At 52.7% G+C, this 19,703-nt stretch carries 13 protein-coding genes; 4 read left to right on the top strand and 9 right to left on the bottom strand.

Going from position 1 to position 19,703, the window contains the following annotated elements:
* Positions 1 to 8 precede the first annotated feature (8 nt).
* From I2G61_RS07300 to I2G61_RS07290, 3 genes are all read right to left on the bottom strand, one after another.
* The gene (locus I2G61_RS07300; RefSeq protein ID WP_072685089.1) at positions 9 to 4,739 is read right to left on the bottom strand and encodes a Cna B-type domain-containing protein; all 4,731 of its coding nucleotides are present in this window, start codon (positions 4,737 to 4,739) and stop codon (positions 9 to 11) included.
* Positions 4,740 to 4,818: 79 nt separating this feature from the next.
* Complete coding sequence (locus I2G61_RS07295) at positions 4,819 to 5,178, bottom strand: hypothetical protein (RefSeq protein WP_195548088.1); 360 nt, start codon at positions 5,176 to 5,178, stop codon at positions 4,819 to 4,821.
* 385 nt (positions 5,179 to 5,563) lie between these two features.
* A complete protein-coding gene (locus I2G61_RS07290; RefSeq protein WP_072685091.1) occupies positions 5,564 to 6,370 on the bottom strand; it encodes a hypothetical protein in 807 nt (268 codons plus the stop codon).
* 170 nt (positions 6,371 to 6,540) lie between these two features.
* Between I2G61_RS07290 and I2G61_RS07285 the strand changes: the two genes are divergently transcribed.
* The 4 genes from I2G61_RS07285 (at position 6,541) to I2G61_RS07270 (ending at position 14,509) form a co-directional block, all read left to right on the top strand.
* Positions 6,541 to 6,879, top strand: coding sequence for a PadR family transcriptional regulator (locus I2G61_RS07285; RefSeq protein ID WP_072685092.1), 339 nt, complete (start codon positions 6,541 to 6,543; stop codon positions 6,877 to 6,879).
* Positions 6,857 to 8,515 carry a DUF1700 domain-containing protein gene (locus I2G61_RS07280; RefSeq protein WP_072685093.1) on the top strand — a complete coding sequence of 553 codons (1,659 nt, stop codon included), beginning with the start codon at positions 6,857 to 6,859 and terminating at the stop codon, positions 8,513 to 8,515. The genes I2G61_RS07285 and I2G61_RS07280 overlap by 23 nt, the downstream gene beginning before the upstream one ends.
* Before the next feature lie 113 nt (positions 8,516 to 8,628).
* Positions 8,629 to 11,298, top strand: coding sequence for a PD-(D/E)XK nuclease family protein (locus I2G61_RS07275; RefSeq protein WP_072685094.1), 2,670 nt, complete (start codon positions 8,629 to 8,631; stop codon positions 11,296 to 11,298).
* On the top strand, positions 11,279 to 14,509 hold the full coding sequence (locus tag I2G61_RS07270; RefSeq protein WP_195548087.1) for an exodeoxyribonuclease V subunit beta: 3,231 nt from the start codon (positions 11,279 to 11,281) through the stop codon (positions 14,507 to 14,509). Before I2G61_RS07275 ends, I2G61_RS07270 begins: the two co-directional genes overlap by 20 nt.
* A 570-nt stretch (positions 14,510 to 15,079) precedes the next feature.
* On the opposite strand, the gene I2G61_RS07265 is transcribed toward I2G61_RS07270, so the two are convergent.
* From I2G61_RS07265 to I2G61_RS07240, 6 genes are all read right to left on the bottom strand, one after another.
* Positions 15,080 to 16,123, bottom strand: a complete 1,044-nt coding sequence (locus I2G61_RS07265) for a transaldolase family protein (RefSeq protein WP_072685096.1) — start codon at positions 16,121 to 16,123, stop codon at positions 15,080 to 15,082.
* A 5-nt stretch (positions 16,124 to 16,128) separates the two neighbouring features.
* Positions 16,129 to 16,791, bottom strand: a complete 663-nt coding sequence (locus tag I2G61_RS07260; RefSeq protein WP_195395552.1) for an aspartate/glutamate racemase family protein — start codon at positions 16,789 to 16,791, stop codon at positions 16,129 to 16,131.
* Positions 16,788 to 17,663 carry a ketose-bisphosphate aldolase gene (locus I2G61_RS07255; RefSeq protein ID WP_195395551.1) on the bottom strand — a complete coding sequence of 292 codons (876 nt, stop codon included), beginning with the start codon at positions 17,661 to 17,663 and terminating at the stop codon, positions 16,788 to 16,790. The genes I2G61_RS07260 and I2G61_RS07255 overlap by 4 nt, the downstream gene beginning before the upstream one ends.
* Before the next feature lie 22 nt (positions 17,664 to 17,685).
* A complete protein-coding gene (locus I2G61_RS07250) occupies positions 17,686 to 18,777 on the bottom strand; it encodes a PTS fructose transporter subunit IIC (RefSeq protein ID WP_195395550.1) in 1,092 nt (363 codons plus the stop codon).
* A gap of 150 nt (positions 18,778 to 18,927) precedes the next feature.
* Positions 18,928 to 19,245, bottom strand: coding sequence for a PTS fructose transporter subunit IIB (locus I2G61_RS07245; protein ID WP_072685100.1), 318 nt, complete (start codon positions 19,243 to 19,245; stop codon positions 18,928 to 18,930).
* Complete coding sequence (locus I2G61_RS07240) at positions 19,242 to 19,703, bottom strand: PTS sugar transporter subunit IIA (RefSeq protein ID WP_195395549.1); 462 nt, start codon at positions 19,701 to 19,703, stop codon at positions 19,242 to 19,244. Before I2G61_RS07240 ends, I2G61_RS07245 begins: the two co-directional genes overlap by 4 nt.

The raw sequence follows: 19,703 nt of genomic DNA, 5'->3' as shown, positions 1-19,703 counted from the left end.
ACTCCTCCTTATTCAGCCTTCTCGTAAACCGGCGTGACTTCGATCTTTCCGTTGTCAACGGCATACTTGTTGATCACGCCGCTGCCGCTGTTCTGATTTTCGTTGAAATCGTTGACGGCCGTCACCTTCAAGCCCAGCCGGCGTCCGTTTTCATCACTCATCAGCGTAACGCCTTCCGGCATCTGATCCGCCGACGCGCTCCAGAGCGAGACCGGCAGCTGGAAGGTATCCGCCCCTGCGGCATCATACACGCTGCCGCTGTAAATTTCTTTCACTGTGTAGTTCAGTCCGTAAGGGAGATCGTTGATTTCCACGGTTTCAGAACCCGCGCTGTTGAAAGTGAGCGCGACGATGTTGTTATAGGCTCCTGCCGGATTGTTTTCATCCTCCGGTGTGCCGGTGATTTCAAAAACGAAGGTTGCGCCTTTGTACGTTTCGCTGTAACGCTGCAGCTGTTTCTCAATCGCCAGGTTGACCTTGGCAATGTTTGTGTAGGCAATCTCGATCGCCTTGTTCATCACGACGCCGGAGGCCGTGCGGTCTTCCGTGAAGACCTCGTCAATGTAGACAAGATAATCACCTTTGGCTTCTTCGATGGAATATTCCGTTCCCTGCGTAAGACCTGTTAACGTAAACTGCTCGCCGCCTTTTAAGACGATCGTCAGGTTTTCCGAATCGTAGACCGGCTTCAGCTTGCCTTTCTGGCCGTCGGCCGACGTGATATAATAGGACAACTTGTTTTTTGTCGGACCCAGCTTGACTGTAAATTCAAACACCGCGTCGGAAGGCTGCGGCTCGATCACCGTTTTTCCAACAGAGAGGGTATAGTTTTTGACCTGCGCATCCTTGCGGTTATCCAGTTTGACCTGATAGAAATTTTCAACTTCGAATTCGCCGTTGAACGGTGCGTCGGCCTTGACCTTTTCGCTGATGATCGCCGAGTATCCGTCGATTCCCGCTTCCACGATCGTCCAGTCATGGCCAGGTTCCAGATTCGTCCAGATATAATTCCAGTTATTGTCCTCGGACAGGATGACCGAGGCGTCTTTGCGGGTCGTTTCATCGATCGATACGCCATCGCGCATGAGGTAGACCAGCACCTGATCCGGATGTTCTTTTAACGGTTTGCCATTGGCGTCAGTCCAGGTCTTGATCACCTGCAATGCCTCGGTATCGGAGCCGATCTGTAAATGACCGTTGTTGGCGATCGCGAAGCCCGGGCCGCCGCCCCGGTTTCCGGTCACGACGACGCCGTGCGCTTCGGCCGCTTCTTTAGCCCATTGTCGGGTCTGCTCGGAAGCCTGGCTGATCATCGAAAAGGAATTTGACGTATACTGGTAAGCGCTGCGGTCGAGCACTTCATCCGGATTGCTGCTGCGGACAAATGTGATCTCGCCGCCGCCCGGCGCTACGTCGGAAACGTAAACTCGATTGCCGTCCCGGCCGCTGTTGTGATAAATATCCGTAGTTCTGTAATTGTTCTTATCTTTGTTGTCGATGATCAGTGCGCCGTTGATCTCAAAGATCGCCGTTTCCCCAGTCGGGCAGGTATACAGCGCGCCATAGTGCGCATAACCGCTGGTCGAGCGGTTGCCGCTCGCATACAGGTTCTTCATTTCTACCGAAGCGTTCTGCTGGATCGAGATCGCACCGCCGCTGACATACATGGAATTGGCCGTGGATTCATTGTCGGTAAAGGTCGCAAGATAGATCTTGCCCTGCGACGAATATTCGTAACAAATACCGCCGCCTTCGCTGACGCTGGTATTCTGGGTAACAAGCGTCCGGCCGTCATACAGACCGAAGTTCACCGTTCCTTTATCGCTTACGTTGACGCCGCCGCCATAAACCGCGGAATGGTTGCCGATAATCGTGCCGCCGTCAAAGTTAACGACCGCCTTATATCCCTGGACATAAACGCCGCCGCCCAGCTTTGTCGCATGATTGCCGCGGATTGTACCGCCGGTCATGTTCAGCAGGCCCTGATTCACGATAATTCCGCCGCCGTAGTCCGCAACGCCGTTTTCAATCAGCGTCGTTCCAGTGATGTTCAATTTGGCGTTGCTGCCGACCGAAATCAGCGAATTCCGGCTTTCAATGCTGGCGCCGTCCAGATGCGCGCCGTCCAGCGTCACTTCGCCTTTGATCTCAAGCAAAGAGGAGTCGTGGTGCTCGCTGCAGCGGACCAGCGTCAGTCCGCGCTGATTCAGAATTTCCTCATCGGCCGCCGTGACCGTGACAGTAGTGCAGACATAAATTTTATTCAGTCCCTGATCCTGCGCTGCCTGCGCCGCTTCCGCCAACGTCCGGGTTACCTGGTCGTTTTCGCCGGTATGGAAGGTTTCGTCGGCTGCTAAATAAATTCGCTTCGGTACTTCCACCAGACTGTAATAGCCCTGATACAAGTCCTTTAAATTTTTCTGCGTATAGAGGTTCAGCGTATAGATCGCGTCTTCCGTTTCCGTTTTCAAGGCCGATTCCGCGATGTTGATGGTCGCTTTGGCGGACGCGGTGTTCGCCGCCAGAATTTCAGAGGAAGCGCCGACAGCGCCGGCCTGACTGTTGACCATTGTATCGTGCGGCGTAAAGTTCTTGTAGATCCGCGTGCCGTCGTTCAAGTTCAGAACGGCTCCGGAGACCGGCGCCAGAAACAGGCCGCCGCCAACGCCTTGAAACGTCTTGTTCGCGGTATTGCCGGTAATGATCACATCCGCCAGTGTCGTCGTTTTGATCTTATTGAGATAAATCCCGCCGCCGTTATTTTCCGCCGTGTTGTTTTCAATCCGGCCGCTGATCTCGACGTGAATCTCGTTGGCGCCGCTGGCATTCAACGAGAGCGCGCCGCCATTGTATTTGGCACTGTTGTTGATCGCCGTGATGTTCTCGAATTGAAGATTCCGGTTATTCGGGATGGCGTTGATCAATACGGCGCCGCCGCCGTTGGTTGCGAACTTCGACGTCGCGGTCGACTGGTTCCCGTCAAAGAGCGTGTTCTGGAACAGGCAGTCTGCCGTCGGTTTATTCAGATAAATCGCACCGCCGCTGGACGCGGAATTTTGTTTGAATTCGGAATCCTTCACTACCAGACTGCTCTCGGTTACGTAGACCGTACCATTGCCTGAGGTCATATTGTCGTTGATTTTAACGTTTGTTAACGTCACCGGAATTTTCTCGGCAGAGATCGCTGCGCCATAGCTGCTCAAGGCTTGCGAACCGGTGATTGTCGTGCCGGCAATCTTCAGCGAAGCGTCAGCGTTTGTCTGTCCCTGGATACTCAGCGCACCGCCGTTGCCTCTGTTGGCCAGCGGTTTATTGTTTGCAAACTGCCCGCCGTTGATCGTGACGTTGAAGGTCGGGTTGGAGTTGGCGTTATTGATTGTGGCGTAGAGCGCGCCGCCGTTAGACAGATACCGGTTATCGGCAAACTCGCAATTTTCAACTGTCAGATCAATCGTTCTGCCAGCGGCCTGACCGTCGATGATCAGGGCTGCTGCGCCGCCATACTGCGCCAGATTTCCCCTGAACGTTGAATTGGTCAATGAGAACGCCAGCGTTTGATCGGCGTCGTCGGAGATCATGGCGACCGCGCCGCCGTAAACGACGTCACTCACCATTCCTTTGGCTGCGCCGTCAAACGTACAGGCGTCCACGGTCAGATTTCCGTTAACCACCAGCACCATGCCGCCTGCGGATTTTCGGTTGCTGTTGATCAAGATTGTTTCTTCGTTGTCAATGTTGTATCCGCCCAGAAATGTAACGTTCGTTACCGATACATCGGCTTCGTTGGCGGTAATCAGACGGTAAACATCCGCCGCCTCCATCGTTCCGTTTTCAATTTTCAGGGAACCGCTGCCGACGGTGATCGCCGATGCGCCGTTTGTCGTCCAGGTCTTTTCGTTCAAATGAATCGTCAGCTGCGCAAATTTCGCCTTCGGTACGGTCACGCTTTCGGCAACGTCAGTTTGAAGCTCGATCACCGGATTGGCATCGTTTGCCTGCGCGGCGGCGTTGATGGCCGCCTGCAGCGTCGCGTAAACGTTATCGTTATACCCGGCTGCCGCCTTCGTCGTCATCGTGATGACATAGGTGGAAAAGCTTTCTGTTTCAAAGGTAATTTCAGTAGTTTTGGCATTTTGCGCAGAGGCGACGACTTCAGCCGCCGCGTCGTCCGGCACGTGCACAACCTGCACTTCCGACTCCTGAGCAACTTCTGAAAGGGTTTCCGTCAGCGGCGCTTTCAAGCTGATATTGACGGAAACACCGCTGTCCGGCTCCACTTCTTCCCCACTGTTCACCGCGTAAAATGTAAGATCATAAGCGGCCAGAGCGACGAGGAGCTGCGTTTCATCCAGCGCGTCTTCAACCTGATCGGCCACGGCTTCCAGTGCCTCCGGCTGCGTAATCTTTTCAGCCTGCAGCCGGACTTCTTCACTAAATGCGCCTTCCGGTGCGGATACCGTGATGATTGCGTCTTCCGTTTCAGCGGTATAGACGGCGGCAGGCATGCGGGTTTCCTCTTTTTCCAGTGCTACGACGACAGTGACATCGTCTTGCGCTGAGGCAATGGAATATTGCACGGCTACTTTTTCAGCGCCGTCTGTTTCTGTTTCATCCGCCGTATTCATCGGCTCTGTCAGTTCATCGTTCACCATGACGCTGACGATCTGATATCCCTGAGCCGGTTCAACCGTGAAGACAGCTTCGTCTTCCGCATTCATGCCGGATGGGCCTTCGATCATTGCCGCTGCTTCCGGCTCGATCACATAGGTGATCTTGTAATCGAATGTTTGTGAATTTTCAAGATCGGGATTCAGGATTTCATCGCCCGCCGGCGTCGAAGTCGGTGACTTCCGGGGTGGCTTCCTGCGTCGAAGTCGGCGTTGTTGCCGGGGTGGCCTCCGGAGTCGAGGTCGGCATGACTTCCGGGGTTGCCGTAGGCGCGACTTCCGGGGTCGGCGTCGGCGAATTCACCGGATCAGCCGTCGCCGGAGTGTTCCCGGCTTCCGATTCCTGATCATTATTCTGACCCTCCCGCATTTCCGTATTCCCTTCGCCCGGCTGTTTCGGCTCAGCGCCTTCCGCCATGACGGACTGATAGTTTATTGCGGTCAGAGCCAACATCATGGCTACGCCGGTTTTCAACAGCTTATTCATCAGATTTTGTAGACTTCTTTGCATTTTCCTGCTCCTCTCAGAATATTTGAAACTTTTATACCGTGGAATCCGAATCCTTTGCACTCAGGATACCGGTCCTGGCGGATTCTTCTCTGTCAGTCCGTTACGGAAGTTCATCCTGGACCTCTGCGCGGACTGCCGCAGCGTCATTTTTTGATCAGATTTCCCGGGAAGGGGAAAGATCATTCGGTTTAAGAACCAGAATACCCGTTCTTTTTGCACTCGATGCACCTCCTGATGGTTATATCCTATCAAAGCGAGGTTATTTTTTGGTTAGATTTTCTACTTATTCCGGATTTTTTAAGCGATTGCTCAATGAAAAATGCCGAAACACAAAAAAAAGACAGTCATGAGTGATTTTCCCATGACTGCCGCTTGATTTACTGGATTAGATGCTTCTCCACAGTTCGCTGTAAGAGATGAACGGGATTTCGTCAGCGTTGATCTTCGCCTGATTGCGCTGTTTCTTGATGTTGCCTTCATGAACGTTCTGAAGCATGTCTTTATTGACCATGTACTGAACGTAAACCACTTTTTTCAACAAGAACCAACGAACAACCAGCGAATAGATCGCCGCTTCTTTGTCTTCCGCTTCGTGCAGCTCGGTTTCCGCATTTTCCCTGACGGCTTCCGCTTCGTCCAGCGCATCCTTCTTCAGCTGTTCATAGTTGGAGAAACGGCTGCGGTCCGCTTCCCGCTGCAGTGCGCCGGCCTTGACGCTGAACAGCTTGCGGAACGTCGCCAGAACGCCGTCGACACTCTCGGCGGTCACTGCGACCAGCTCGTTCTTGCAGTCGGCCAGGAAGCTGTATGGCTCCGTCAGCGTATAATAGAGACCCTTGGCATACAGATAGCTGCGGTCGCTGTGCTTGACTAAGATCAGCGCGCGTTCGGCATCGTCCTGCTTGCCATAAACGATGATCGGGCAGATCACCGGATGCCCCTGCAGCTTAAATGCATCTTTATACCGGATGATCTGATTGGAAATCACCTGCCGGTTGATATCGGCGCGCAGATTCACGCAGATCTTCAAATCATGATTTTCTTCAAACAGTGCGTGCAGGATATCCTTCATCGGCTGATCTTCGGAAGAATCAATGACTTCCAGGTAATCTTCCAGGTAGCCGTTGAACTCGCACAGCTCTCCTTCTTTTCTGACATCTTTAATTTCTTCTAAGATTTGATAAATTGCCATTTCGTTTGGTCCCCCTGTTTCGTTTCTTCTATATCTGTTTTATCACAATCAGGCAATAAAAAAAAGTAAAATTTGTCCCCAAGCCGTAAAAACTGGCAAAATTATCTTGTTTAGCTACTTGACAATGCAAAGTAGTGGGTTTAGCATGGTAATCAGAAGGAAGGATCGCCATGAACGCACAATTTAAAAAAGGCGTGCTCGATCTGGTCGTCATGGTTGTCGTCAGTCAGCACGACATCTATGGCTACGAATTGGTCAAGCGGGTCTGCGAAGTCGTCGAAGTCAACGAAGGCACGATTTATCCGCTGCTCAAGCGGATGACCAACGAAAAGTATTTCGAAACCTACCTGGTGGAATCTACCGAAGGACCGCCGCGCAAGTATTACCGCATCACCGCGCTGGGATTGACAACGATGAATCAGCTCAAAACGGAATGGCTGGCATTTTCCAAGCAATTAAATCTATTCCTGGAAGGGGGAAATCACGATGACCAAGAAGGAATTTCTTGATAAATTAGAACACAAGCTGCATCTGCTGAAACGCGATGAAATCCAGGATATTCTGGACGAGTATTCCGGGTATATCGACAACAAGCTGCAGGAAGGCAAAACCGAGGATGAAGCGGTCGCCGACTTCGGCAACCTCGACGATCTGGCGCGGGAAATTCTCAGCGCGTACAAAATCAACGAAAAGTACACCCGCGATTCAAGCCGGGATATCATCGACAATGTGGTGGACGTGATGACCCAGGGGATCGACTCCGTGGTCAGCTACTTCGCCGGACACTTCAACACCCTCAGCGTCGAGGCCATGATCCGGCTGATCGCGCTGGTATTGATCGCACTGGTGATCGTCGGTTTGATGAAAATCCCGTTTTCCCTGCTGGAAGCCCTGATCGTCAGTCTTCTGCGCGCCATCCTGCCGGGCTTTTTAGCGGCAGCTTTGAACTTCTTCGTTCGTCTGGCGATCAACCTGATTTATCTCTGCCTGGTCGTCCTGCTGATGGCGAGCTTTATTTCTCAGGGTTTGGAAAACAAGCCGGTCACCCTTCGGGATTTGTTTGAAAAACCGCTCCGGTTCAATTTCGGCAGGCGCCATGACGACGCCTGCTCTCCCCAAAGCGGCGTCCCGCAAACTGTAAATTCAAATCTTGCGAAGACGGAAAACGAAGCAGCGCAGCAGCGCAAAGAGGAAGAAGCCTTTGCCCAGGCGGAAACGGCGGCGAAGACGGAAGAGCAGATCGCAGCGGAAATCGACGAGGCGTTCAGTCAGGAATTCGACGAACCGCGGATTCTGGAAGATCCGATCGATCCGCTGATTCAGCCGCGCGGCCGTTACCCTTATTATAATAATGAGGAAAAAACGGCTGAAAAGCAGGGCTGGGGGATTGGAAAAATTGCCGCCCGGCTGATGATCGGGATCGTCCAGCTGATCACGCTGATGATTCTGATTCCGCTGGGACTGGGCGAGTTTGCGTTCTGCTTTGCCTTCGGCTTGTTGGTTTTCCTGTTATTTCAAGGCGCGAAGCTGTGGGGCCTCATGTTGATCTGTCTGGGTTTGATCGGGATTTTCCAGACGGCGGTCGCCGCCTTGTGGCGGATCGTGCATCCGGCGACGAAAAAACGGCCGCTGTTGATCGCGCTGATCATCAGCGTGGTGATCACAGGCATTGGCGTCCCCTTGACGATGGTCGAATTCTCCAGTTTTAAAGAGGTTCCGATCCGCCAGGATTTCCCGGAATTGTTTCAGCCGCAAATCATCCATCTGATGGAAACGGATGATCTGGACAGAGTTTATTTATCGTTTGCTTTTGACGAGATCGTTTTCCGCGAGAATCCAAAGCTGGGCTACGGCAGTTTGCAGCTGATCCTGCCGCCGGGCGAGTATGAACCACGCTATAACGACCAGCTTAATCCGCCGAATTACGAATATGTTAAAACCGTCAATATCGTTGCGATTCACGGCAGTTCGGACAAATTCCGCACGGCGCTGAAGATTCTTCTGCGGGGCATGCGGGAAGGAAAAACATATACAATGGACGACGATGGCATGCGATCGGCCCCATTGATCGTTGAAGCTTCGCATCCGACGCTTGAAAAACTGGCGATGGACGAGAATCAGACACTTTTGTTGATTAATCGCTGACAGACGAACCTGAAATTCGTCTGTTTTTGCGTTTTCAGGCAAGTTCTGGCTTTTGCCGCGGACGGGCTTCTATGATAAAATGAAGCATATTGAAAACAGCGGAGGCGATCATCATGAAAATTCCAAATTTACTGGCGCCGGGGTATTTGCACAGCCTGTTGATCAAAGCGAAGATTCAGGAACAGAACGGGCGGTTTCTGACGCATTATGCCCTCGGGACGGTATCCGGACTGATCCGTGCGCAGGCGATGGCAAATGAAAACGCGACGCGGGACAGTCTGATGGCGTCGATGCGGATTCAGGGGGCAGAGAGCGTTTGCCGGGTCTATCGCAAAATGGTGCGTTATCCTGATTTTCATCGCCAGCTGATTGCGTTTCGGCGACTGATGCAGGATTACGGGCTGACGTTGGCTGAGCTGCCGGAAAAGAGCGAAGGGCAGCGGGAATTGAAGGCGTTATTGGCCTTGATCGCCGATCTTCCTTTTACACATTTGCAGGAAGAACGTTTTCTCGCCGAAATCCAGACGCTCGATTTCAGCGGGGCCGAGTGCACGCCCGGCTGGATCGAGGATCTGCATCAGCAGCGTTTACTTGATGCTTTGAAGGCGCAGGGGCTGCGGTTCAAGCCGCTGAAGCAGGCGCAGCCGCGGACAACGCGGTTTTACAAGGCGCTGAATTCCCGGCAGGAAGCAGAGGGGCTGGCCCAGCTTTTGCTGCGCGAGCAATGGAAGCCGGAGGAAGTCATGATCATTCTGTGCAACAGTCAGCGCGACGGCGGGCTGGTCCGCTCCGTACTGACCCGTTACCAGCTGCCGGCGGCCCAGGTTGCTTATCAGAAACCATCGAAAATCCTGCGCTGCTTTGACGCTTTGGTGTCGCTGACCCGCGCGCCGTCAATCGCGGCGGTTCTGACAACGCTGCAGCTGAAAACCTATCCGACGTTGATTTCCGAGGCGTATGTTCAGTATCTGACACAGTTTGTTTTTGACCTGAACGATCTGTGCAAGCCGGTTTTCACGCATGTACAGCAGGCGCTGGAAAGCAACACACTGCTCAATATCATTGAAAAAGAAAATCTGCTGCGGCTGGAATCGCAGGCTCAGAGCGTGCATGAACAGCTGCTTCCCTGGCTGCTTCCGCTGCTGGAGGATGTCCCGCTGAGCGAAAAGCTCACCCGCTGCTATGAACTGCTTCGTCAGCATTCTTGCTTAAATGACGAATTGGAACGGCGGGCGTTATTAAATCTGAAGACCACGCTGGAGGATTGCTGGGATCTGCTGGAACAGCCGGGAGCTCTCGACATGTTCATGGCGCTGCTTGCGCAGAAAAAGCTGGAAATCAGCGAAGAAGTCGACGGCCGAATCGCGATCACCGATCTGAAGCATCCGCTTCCCTGCCGGCCGCTGACAATTCTTTTCGGCGCGGATCAGAATAGTTTCCCGGGAAATATCGCAGCCACCGGGATCTTTGACGAGGATTATCTGAAGACCACTTCGATGCCATCCCAGGCTGAGCGCTACGATCATTACACTCGCCAGCTGGAATGGATCTACACCAGCGCATCCCACTGCCTGATCTATTCTTACGCTGCCGGCAACTACGAAGGCAAGAGCTGGGACGTCGCGTTTGAAATTGAACAGCGCGCGGCCACCCGCGCCGTGCTGTGGCCGCTGGTTCAAAACGAGGTCTATTCCGATCAGCGGCATCAGCTATCGCCGGATACCGCCCGCCGTCTGTTTGCCCCGGATCATGTGCTGCGCGGCAGTATTTCTTCCTTTGAAACTTATTTCCAATGTCCTTATGCCTACTTCCTCAAAAGCGGTCTGCGCTTATCCAGAGGCAGTTTGACAACGGTAGATGCCGCCATAACCGGTACGATCCAGCACGCGCTGCTGGAACAGGGTATCCGGTCTCAGGGCAAGGCTTACGCCAGCCTCAGCGAAACAGAAATAAACGCGATCCTGAATCCTTATTTCCAGCAGCTCGACGCTCTGTTTCCTGATCAACATGCCGAAATCGACCAGATTCAGCGGCGGATGCAGCTGAATTTAAAGCAGCTGCTTCAGGCGCTGGCCGCCATGGAGGAAAACACTTCGTTTGCACCCGCCTTTCAGGAACTCCGCTTTGAAGAAGATCTGCTTGAAACCGGCGGCGTCACCGTGCGCTTAAATGGAATTATCGACCGCATTGACACCTGCCTCAACGACTTGCGGATTCTGGATTACAAAAGCTCCGCCAAAACACTCAGCGAAGCCAGGGTCAAAGCCGGACTCCAGCTGCAGCTGTTAACCTACCTGATCATTGCCGTCCGCAAGCTCGGGCTGCAACCGGCCGGCGCGTATTACTGTTCCTTAAAAAATGAAACGATCAGCGTCAGCGAAGCTTCGCTGAACGGCCGGCGTATGGAAATTGAAGACGTTGACCGCGATGAATGGATGAGCGAATTGCAAAGCAGCCATCAGCTCAAGGGCTGGACGATGAAGGAGTGCGAAGGTTTGGATTACGACGGCACGCACGTACAGGGACTAACCTGTAAAGACGGTCAGGTCAAAGTCCGAAGCCTGAAAGACTTCGACAATGTCCAGGCACTGATTCTGGAACTTTACCAGCTGTTGGTCCAACAGCTCAGCGCAGGCCGGATAGAGCTGGATCCGGTTGAAGGCGCATGTTTATTCTGTGATTTCAAACCTGTCTGCCGGCTGCGCAAAGCGCCGAAAAAACCGGCGGCGCTGGTTGGCAAAGAAGAAGGAAAGGAGGTGCGGGATGGCGATTCAATGGAGTGAGGAACAGCTCAAGGCGATTCATACGACCGATCATAACATTCTGGTTTCTGCTTCAGCCGGAGCGGGCAAGACAACCGTCCTGGTCGCGCGGTTAATGAAACGGATGCTCGAAGACCACATCAGCATCGACCGCATCGTCGCGATGACCTTCACCGAAGCAGCAGCCAGCGAAATGAAAAAACGACTGCTGCAAAGTCTGAACGACAAGCTGCAGGAACCCGATCTGGACGAAGAGGAAGCGCAATATTGCCGCCAGCAGCTGATCCTGCTGCAAAGCGCGCATATCAGCACGATTCACTCGTTCTGTCTGTCGATCATTCAAGCCGACTACGCCCTGATCGGACTAAACCCGGCCCGCATCCAGCGGATTTTTGACGATGCGGCAGTAGCGCAGATGAAGGAGCAGGCGTTTACCCACGCCTGCCGGAAGCAGATGGCGCAGGATCCCGGGCAGTTTACGACACTGCTGCAAACATTTTCCAGCCGCAGTGAGGATGTATCCGAGCTGAAGAAAGCGGTGCTGACGATCTCGGCCAAAGCGTCCGGGTCGCAGGATCCGCAAGCCTGGATCCGAACGGCAGCGGAAGCTTACGCGCCGATCGCCCGTCTCGATCAGCTGCCTTCCCCGGCAAAAGAAGCTTTCTTTGAAAGCTGCGCCGTAGAAGCGGGACGGCTGGAAGACTGCGCCGTCCAGATGCAGCGGATATTATTCGACGCGTATCCCGACAAAGAAAAGCAGGCCAACGAGGTTCTTCTATTCCTTGGCAAGCTGGCGCCGGCGATTCAAGCTGCGAAAAATTACGATTACCGGGAATACCGCCGCGCGTTGTTCGGCGCGATCCAGACCAAGATCAGTACGCTGAAAGACGCGCTGGATTTCAACGCGCTGCGCAAACAGCTCAACGCGCTGGCAAAGGATCTTGTCAGCCGGACCTATACCGAGGAAACCCTGCTTTCCGACCTGACATTGACCTATGCGATCATAAAGCCGTTAACGGCGCTGACGCTCGACTACCTTGCGCTGTATGCACAGCTGAAGGAAGCGCAGGAAGGGATCGACTTCGATGATATGGAACATTTCGCCTATCAGATTTTAACCGCGGAAAACAATCTGGCCGCGAAGCGGTATCAGGAGCGCTTTGATGAAATCATGGTCGACGAATTCCAGGATTCCAATGATCTGCAGAATGCGATCATCAATCTGATTTCCCGCGGCGCAAACGTCTTCCGCGTCGGCGACGTCAAGCAGTCGATTTACCGGTTCCGCGGCGGAAAGCCGCAGATCATGCGCAATTTGATGAACGACGCCCGGCCGGAAAATTGTTTTATTCACCTTTCCAGCAATTACCGTTCCAAGCAGATGATCGTCGATTTCAACAATGATCTGTTTCTGCGGCTGATGAACATTCCCGGCTGTTCCGATCAATACACCGATCACGACTGCGTAAAAACCGGCGCTCCGGCTCAGAAGCAGGACAACTATCCGGTTGAATTCCATGCGCTGATGACCAAAGCGCTGAAGGATCAGGATGAGGGGGCGGAAAATCTCGCCGCCAATCAGATCAAAGCGCAGTACATCGCCCAACAGATCTTAACGATGCACGAAACCTCAGACTTCCGGCAATGGAAAGATTACGTCGTGCTCGTGCGTTCCCATGCGGTTAAATCCCATTTGAAGCAAGCTTTCGATCAGGCAGGCATTCCTTATTACATCGACGCGAAAGCAGGGTTCTATCAATCGGAAGCAATGCAGATTCTGCTTTCCTGGTTTCGAATTCTGATCAATCCGGCCGATAATTTATCGTTAACCGCCGTGTTATCCTCTGACTTTTATCAGGCGGATGACGAGGAATTGGCACGTCTGGCAATGAAGCGGGAGCGCCGGCCGATCTTCGATATCCTGAAAGAAGAACATCATCCGCTGGTCGCTGACCGGCAGCGGTTAAACGACATCGCACAAAAGCTGGGATTGTGCGCTTTGCTTGACGCGCTGTTTCAGATTCATCACTTTTATGAAGAGCATTGTACCGCTCAGCAGCGGACCAACTGTGACCTGCTTCGCCAGAAAGCGGAACAATACAGCGCCGAGCATTCCGATTCGCTGACCGGCTTTCTCGCGATGATCGACCAGGTGAGCGAGGAAAAAACCTCCGAAGCCATTCCCGTTGGCAATGAGGACGACGTTGTCAAAGTGATGACCATTCACCAATCCAAAGGTCTTCAGTTTCCTGTCGTCTTTTACTGGGCGAGCAGCCGGATCGACATTATGGATAAAAAAGAAACGTGCATTGCGGATGCGGATCTGGGGATCGGCCTGCCGGCGCTGGAGCTGCCATGGCGGTTTAAGCGGCCGACCGCGATCCGGCAGGCGATCGAATATAAAATCACGCTGGAAGAATTGGAAGAAAATATCCGGATTCTCTACGTCGCCCTGACCCGGGCGCAGAATCAGATGATTCTGGTCGATACGATCAAAGGCGAGCTGCCGCATAAACCGGTAACGATGAACACGCTGCTGGAACGCAAAGGGACGACGGACCTGATTTTATCCGCGATGTGCGAAAGTAACTCCAGCTTCTGGAAAGTCCGGACGATTGAAGATCGCTGGGAGGTCCAGCAGCTTCAGCACCGCCGCAAAGCGGTCATCTCCCTGCCGCGCTATACGGAAGAAAAGCCCTTACCGGTCACCCTGACGCCGTCGGAAACAGAACAGACCGCATATATTCCTGCGCTGTTTCCAAAAAGTAAAGCTGTCCGGCCAGCTCAGCGGGGCATCCAGCTGCATGAAGCGGTGGAACACCTGCCGGAAGGAGATTGGACGGAAAGTCAGATCCGCGGCCTGCTTCCGGAAATAAGACGTTCTGACATCCTTCTTTTGCTTCAGCTGAACAAACAGCCGTTATTTCAGCACTGTCAAACAATGTCCGTTGAAAAGGAATTCTCCTTCGCCGTCCTTTCCGGCAACGAATTAATTCAGGGGCAGATGGACTATGTCGCACAGGATGAAAATGAAGTTATACTGATTGATTTCAAGAGTGATCGTCATGCCCAGGCCGACCAGTTAAAAATGTTGTATGCCCGGCAGATTTCAATTTATCTGCGCTGTCTGCGCGAAATGATTCCGGACAAAAGAATCCGCGCCTATCTGTACTCATTTGATCTTGATCAGTTCATCGAAATGACGCCTGAAGCTGAATTGGCAGCTGCGTAAAAACCGAACCCAAAGAAAAAGCGATCTGATCATCCAGCTTCGCTTTTTTTCATCTTCTTAAAATTAAACTCATGGGAACAAATCACAATTTTTCCCAATTCACTCCATGACGCTCAATGCTTAAGGATCGTTTCCTCCCGGGTCGTTTAAGCTGAAAGAATACCAGCCTTCACCCTGCGGATCATCAAAAATACTCTTTTATCAGAGCCACATTGATCATAAAAATAAATTATACCATGAAATGGTAACTGTTTTTTAATTTTAAATGATCACTGAGAAATTCATTGTTTATCGTTGATTTTTAATCCAAGCATTCATAAAAAAGCCAAATAGTATATCACTTTTTCTAATTCGTGCACGTTTTTGAATGATAACTCTGAATTTCATCGTTTATCGCCGATTTTCAAGATTATCATTCAAAATTAAGCGCAAAAATAAAAGCTAATATTATAACATATTTTTAATTCTTCGCACGATTTTGAACGATTGCGCTGAAATTCGTCGTTGATCGTTGATTTCCGGGGGAATCATTCAAAAAACCCTGACTGTTTTCAGCCAGGGATAATCAAATTAGCCGATTAAACTGTCAATCAAGGACTGCGCCTGTTTCCACGCCGATTCAAATGACGAACGGAACAGGACGACCGGTCCGAAAGCTTCGTATTCCGAAGGTTCGATCGCATGCAGGCAATAACTCTTACGGAAATCCGGGAGCTTCTCAAGCAGCTCATCCAGCACGGCGGGCGGCGTTGGCTGGGCAAACCGCTCGATCACCGGCGGATTCTGATCTATCAACTGATCGGCAGTCCCCTTCCAGTTGATCGTAACGCAAGCCTGAGCGCCTACCATCTCTGTGAAATGATGCAGTCCCCGCGCACCGCCGCCGATGAAGCCGACATCCGGATATTGGGTCCGGGTCATCGCATAGGTCTTTTTCGTAGCCGCAATACCGGCCTGAAACAACACATCTGAGGCGATGGCGACCTCCGTTTCCTGTACTGTTTTATACAGATATTCGTCCAGAATTCCCGTGATGTGCGAGTAATAGATTGGTGCCTTCCTGACGCAATGGCTTGTCGCTTCCGCATATACCCGACCGACATCCATGGCCTGACGAACCGACATCACCTCCGTCGCATTGATCGGTACGCCCTGAGCCGCCAGAATACTGATGGCTTTTAACCCTTCTTCCGTAACAGGAATCTTAATCATAATATTCTCGCCCGCTTCCCGATTGAACAACCCGGTCTTTACAATCGAATCGCAATCCTCATGGAACGGATCCCCCTGAATACTGACATATCCCCATCGCCCCTGCGACTGTTGATAAAGCGGTAAAAAGAGTTTGGCGATGCGGCCGACCAGCTCCCGCTGCACGGCGATCAAAATCTGATCCCGGGCGACGCCTTGATCCCGCAGCCGCATTATTAACTGTTGGATTTCCGGCAGCTCGCTTTCCCGCTGCATCATCTTCCAGACATACGCCGGATTCTGCGTACAGCCGCACGCCCCTTCCGCCAAGGCCCGCTTCGCCTCTTCCTGCGTCACATTATTGATCCAGAACCGCGTCGGCGTCAGTTCATTCACTCTGTGAAAATAAGTTTTTTCTTCCATGGACTTCACTCTTTCTCCTGCAGCATCGACCAGGCGCGCTCGATGCCTGAGCGCGGGCTGGTCAGCACTGGTATGGTCATTTCATTTAAATAAGGAAGCAAGGTGATCATGCTGCCCTGCGCCAGCACAACGACGTCGTTTTCTGCCGCTGCCCGCTGAATCATCGCCAGAACAATCCGGTTATGCTTATCCACATCCTTTTCTTTCATCAGAATGTCCAGCGCTTCCGCCGCCAGATATTCCTGCACGGCCACTTCCTTGCCCAGCCGTTGGGCAGTCGTCCGGATCAGATCGCAGCTGGGTTTTACCGTCGACGCCACCGTCGCGATTACGCCGATCCGCGCACCCAGACTCACTGCCTTTTCCGCCATCGGTTCGTCGACTCTCAGCGTGGGAATCGCCGTACACCGGCTGGCAATCGCAAAGGCTTCCCCGACCGAGGAACACTGATTGAAGATCAAATCAACACCTAATGATTCCGCCGACTGAACATAACGGCACATCCGGCTGATCACAGCCGGGGTGATCCCGGTGTTCCGCTTGACCTCCGCTAACAAACTATCGTCGATGATGTTGATGATTTCCACCTCCGGCATGATCTCTTGACACAAGGCTGTCAGATCCTGCAGCGACACGGCGCTGGTATGGATGATCGCCATCTTTTTCATAGAAATTTCTCCCAATAAGCAGACGCTTTGCCGACGCTGCCGAACAGCTCCATCTTGTGCCGGATGACCGCGCGCGCCGCTTCAAAACCCTTCGGCATCAAGGTTGAGAACTTGAATTCGCCGGTTTCATTCATGATTTCGTTCAGTTTCCGTGAATAGGCTGCCTTGTAATCGCTGGCAATGTTGACCTTGCGGATACCGATCTGACATGCCTGACGGATTTCCTCATCCGGATTATCTGAACCACCGTGCAGCACCAACGGCACCGGACTGACCTGTTTCAATTCTTTCAACAAGTCCAGCTGCAGTTTCGGCACGAAGCCTTCCGGATATAAGCCATGCGAAGTCCCGATCGCGACCGCCAGACTGTCGACGCCGGTTTTCGCTGTGAAATCAATGACTTCTTCTGGCCGGGTGTAGATGATATGATCGACTCCCCCTTCATCGGAATAGTTCATAATCCCGATCGTTCCGACTTCCCCTTCGACGGAAACGCCGACTAGATGGGCGAGATCGACAACCGCTTTCGTCTGGCGGATATTCTCCTCATACGGCAGCTCGGAACCGTCGAACATAACGGAAGTGAATCCGGCCTGAATCGCCCGCAGAATATCCTGCAGCGTGCGGCCGTGATCCAGATGCAGCACAAACGGAATCGGACTTTCCAACAGCCGCGTGCGGACATAGCTGTAAAATTCAGGGCCGCAGAAGTCAAGCTCATTGACGGCGATCGCGATGATCGTCGGCGCTTTCTGCGCTTCTGCTTCTTCCATGACGCAGCGGAAATTCGCGACCTCGGTAACATTGAAGGCGCCGGCCGCGAAGTGATGTTCTTCTGCGACGGCTAAAAATTCCTGCATGTTCATTAACATGATAAATCCCTCCTGTTTCTGATCAAAACGTGATGTTGACTTCGGCGACTTCGCCGTCGTCAGCCTGCGTATAATCAATGCCGTAAGCTTCCTGACTCGGTGTTAAACGACGCTTGAGAACAAACAATGCGACGCCCATGATGATGCTGCCAATCGCTAAAGCCGCGACGAATCCCAACGGGTTAGTGAAAGTTGGAATAACGAACCAGCCGCCATGGGCAACCGGACTCTCGACGCCCCATACCATGCACAGACCACCCGCAATCGAACCGCCCAGAACACTGGACAGCACCACCCGCCACAGATCGTTCATCGCCAACGGAATAACGCATTCGGTAATCATACATACCCCCATCGGGAAGCAGGCCTTCAGATTTTCCTTTTCATCATTCGTATAAATCGGCTTGCGGAAAATCTTCGCTAATCCCCAGGCGATCAGCACGCCCATCGGCGGAATCATGCACGCGACCATGTGGCACGCCTTCGGCCCATAAATTCCATCCGCCAACATCGCTGTCGTATATAAGGAAACCGTCTTGTTGACCGGACCGCCGAAGTCGAACGCCGAACCGGCCGACATGACGAAGCCGTAGACAAACTTGGAACCGGTTGACAGATTCGCCAGAAACTGCGTCATCGCCTCCATGAAATACGCGATCGGCGTCCCCAGCACCGTAAACATCAGCACGCCGCAGATCAGCGAAGCGAAGAACGGAATGATCAGAATTGGCATCAGGCCCTTCATCGAATCCGGCAGATGAATATATTTTTTCATGGCGTTGACGACATATCCGACTAAAAACGCGCCGACCAATCCGCCTAAGAAGCCTGCCTTGATTTCCGCGCTCACCAAACCGACGACCAGCCCCGGCGCAATGCCCGGCTTATCCGCGATGGAATAGGATATCGCGGCGCAGATGACCGGAATGATCATCGTGGACATCCCCAGATTGCCGACCTTGTAGATGATGTATGCGAAACTGCCGACGGCGTCCTTGACATTCGGACCGCCGAGAATGACGCCCAACGCCTGGCACAGCCCGGCGCCGACGACGACCGGAACCATAAACGAAATCCCGGTCATGATGTGTTTCTTGATGATTTTCCAATTCATTAAACTCTCCCTCTTTTCTTTTTAAGCTGGTTTGTTTTCAGACAAGGCCGGACCACCGTGAAGTCCGTTACGCCAATCGCTTCATGATCCTGTGGGGGACAAGTGTTCTTGTCCCGGACTTTTCACGGCGATGATCCGCCGCCATAGATCTCAGCGATGGTTTTTCAACGTCGCTTCGATCTTCTTTAAAAAGCCTTCCGTGTTGCGCATGACGTCTTCCGTCCGGCAGCGCACGACCGGTTTGCCTTTAAAGCGTTCTTCCCCGGTAATCTTGACGTCAACCGCTAGCAGCACGACGTCGGCCTCTGCAATTTCCTGCGCCGTCAGCTCGTCTTCCGCGCCGATCGACCCCTGCGTTTCAATCCGGCAAGGATAGCCGCAGACTTTCGCCGCTTCGATAATTTTCTTCTTGGTGATGTAAGTGTGCGCGATCCCTGTTGGACAGGCTGTAATTCCGACGATCTTCATTCCGATTCCTCCTTTCTTAAAACAGTGACGATTTCCTCAACCGTCCGGGCGTGATGGAGCGTGTCGATCACGTCCTTATCCAATAACAGCTGGGCGACATGGGACAGAAGCATGATATGCTGCGACATATCCACATCGCGAATCGCAAACATAATAATGCAGCGAACCGGTTTGTCGTCAAACGTTTCCCAGCTGACGTCGGCACGGGTGCGTCCGATCGCAATGACGCTGCGGTTCACGACAGCGGAACGGCCATGAGGAATCGCGATCCCCTCGCCGATTCCCGTCACGCCTTCCGCTTCGCGGTGAACCAGCTCGTCGATGAACGGCTGTTCCTCCCGGATCGCGCCGTTTTCATAAAGCATGCGCGTCATCTGCGTGAACACTTCCTCCTTGGTTCTGGCTTCCAGTTCCAGATTGACGTTTTCTTCCATTAATACTTCTCTGATATCCAACAT

Source organism: Holdemania sp. 1001095H_141210_F2, assembly GCF_015558105.1.
Classification (GTDB): Bacteria; Bacillota_I; Bacilli_A; order Erysipelotrichales; family Erysipelotrichaceae; genus Holdemania.
The sequence above is the reverse complement of the archived record's forward strand: the minus strand, read 5'-3'. Positions and strand labels throughout refer to the sequence as shown.

Excerpts from the sequence above, each read along its gene's own strand:
- I2G61_RS07265 (WP_072685096.1), bottom strand. The coding sequence starts at position 16,123 with ATGGAAGAAAAAACTTATTTTCACAGAGTGAATGAACTGACGCCGACG.
- I2G61_RS07270 (WP_195548087.1), top strand. The coding sequence starts at position 11,279 with ATGGCGATTCAATGGAGTGAGGAACAGCTCAAGGCGATTCATACGACC.
- I2G61_RS07280 (WP_072685093.1), top strand. The coding sequence starts at position 6,857 with ATGACCAAGAAGGAATTTCTTGATAAATTAGAACACAAGCTGCATCTG.
- I2G61_RS07290 (WP_072685091.1), bottom strand. The coding sequence starts at position 6,370 with ATGGCAATTTATCAAATCTTAGAAGAAATTAAAGATGTCAGAAAAGAA.
- I2G61_RS07300 (WP_072685089.1), bottom strand. The coding sequence starts at position 4,739 with ATGATCGAAGGCCCATCCGGCATGAATGCGGAAGACGAAGCTGTCTTC.
- I2G61_RS07295 (WP_195548088.1), bottom strand. The coding sequence starts at position 5,178 with ATGCAAAGAAGTCTACAAAATCTGATGAATAAGCTGTTGAAAACCGGC.
- I2G61_RS07255 (WP_195395551.1), bottom strand. The coding sequence starts at position 17,663 with ATGTTAATGAACATGCAGGAATTTTTAGCCGTCGCAGAAGAACATCAC.
- I2G61_RS07275 (WP_072685094.1), top strand. The coding sequence starts at position 8,629 with ATGAAAATTCCAAATTTACTGGCGCCGGGGTATTTGCACAGCCTGTTG.
- I2G61_RS07250 (WP_195395550.1), bottom strand. The coding sequence starts at position 18,777 with ATGAATTGGAAAATCATCAAGAAACACATCATGACCGGGATTTCGTTT.
- I2G61_RS07240 (WP_195395549.1), bottom strand. The coding sequence starts at position 19,703 with ATGTTGGATATCAGAGAAGTATTAATGGAAGAAAACGTCAATCTGGAA.
- I2G61_RS07285 (WP_072685092.1), top strand. The coding sequence starts at position 6,541 with ATGAACGCACAATTTAAAAAAGGCGTGCTCGATCTGGTCGTCATGGTT.
- I2G61_RS07245 (WP_072685100.1), bottom strand. The coding sequence starts at position 19,245 with ATGAAGATCGTCGGAATTACAGCCTGTCCAACAGGGATCGCGCACACT.
- I2G61_RS07260 (WP_195395552.1), bottom strand. The coding sequence starts at position 16,791 with ATGAAAAAGATGGCGATCATCCATACCAGCGCCGTGTCGCTGCAGGAT.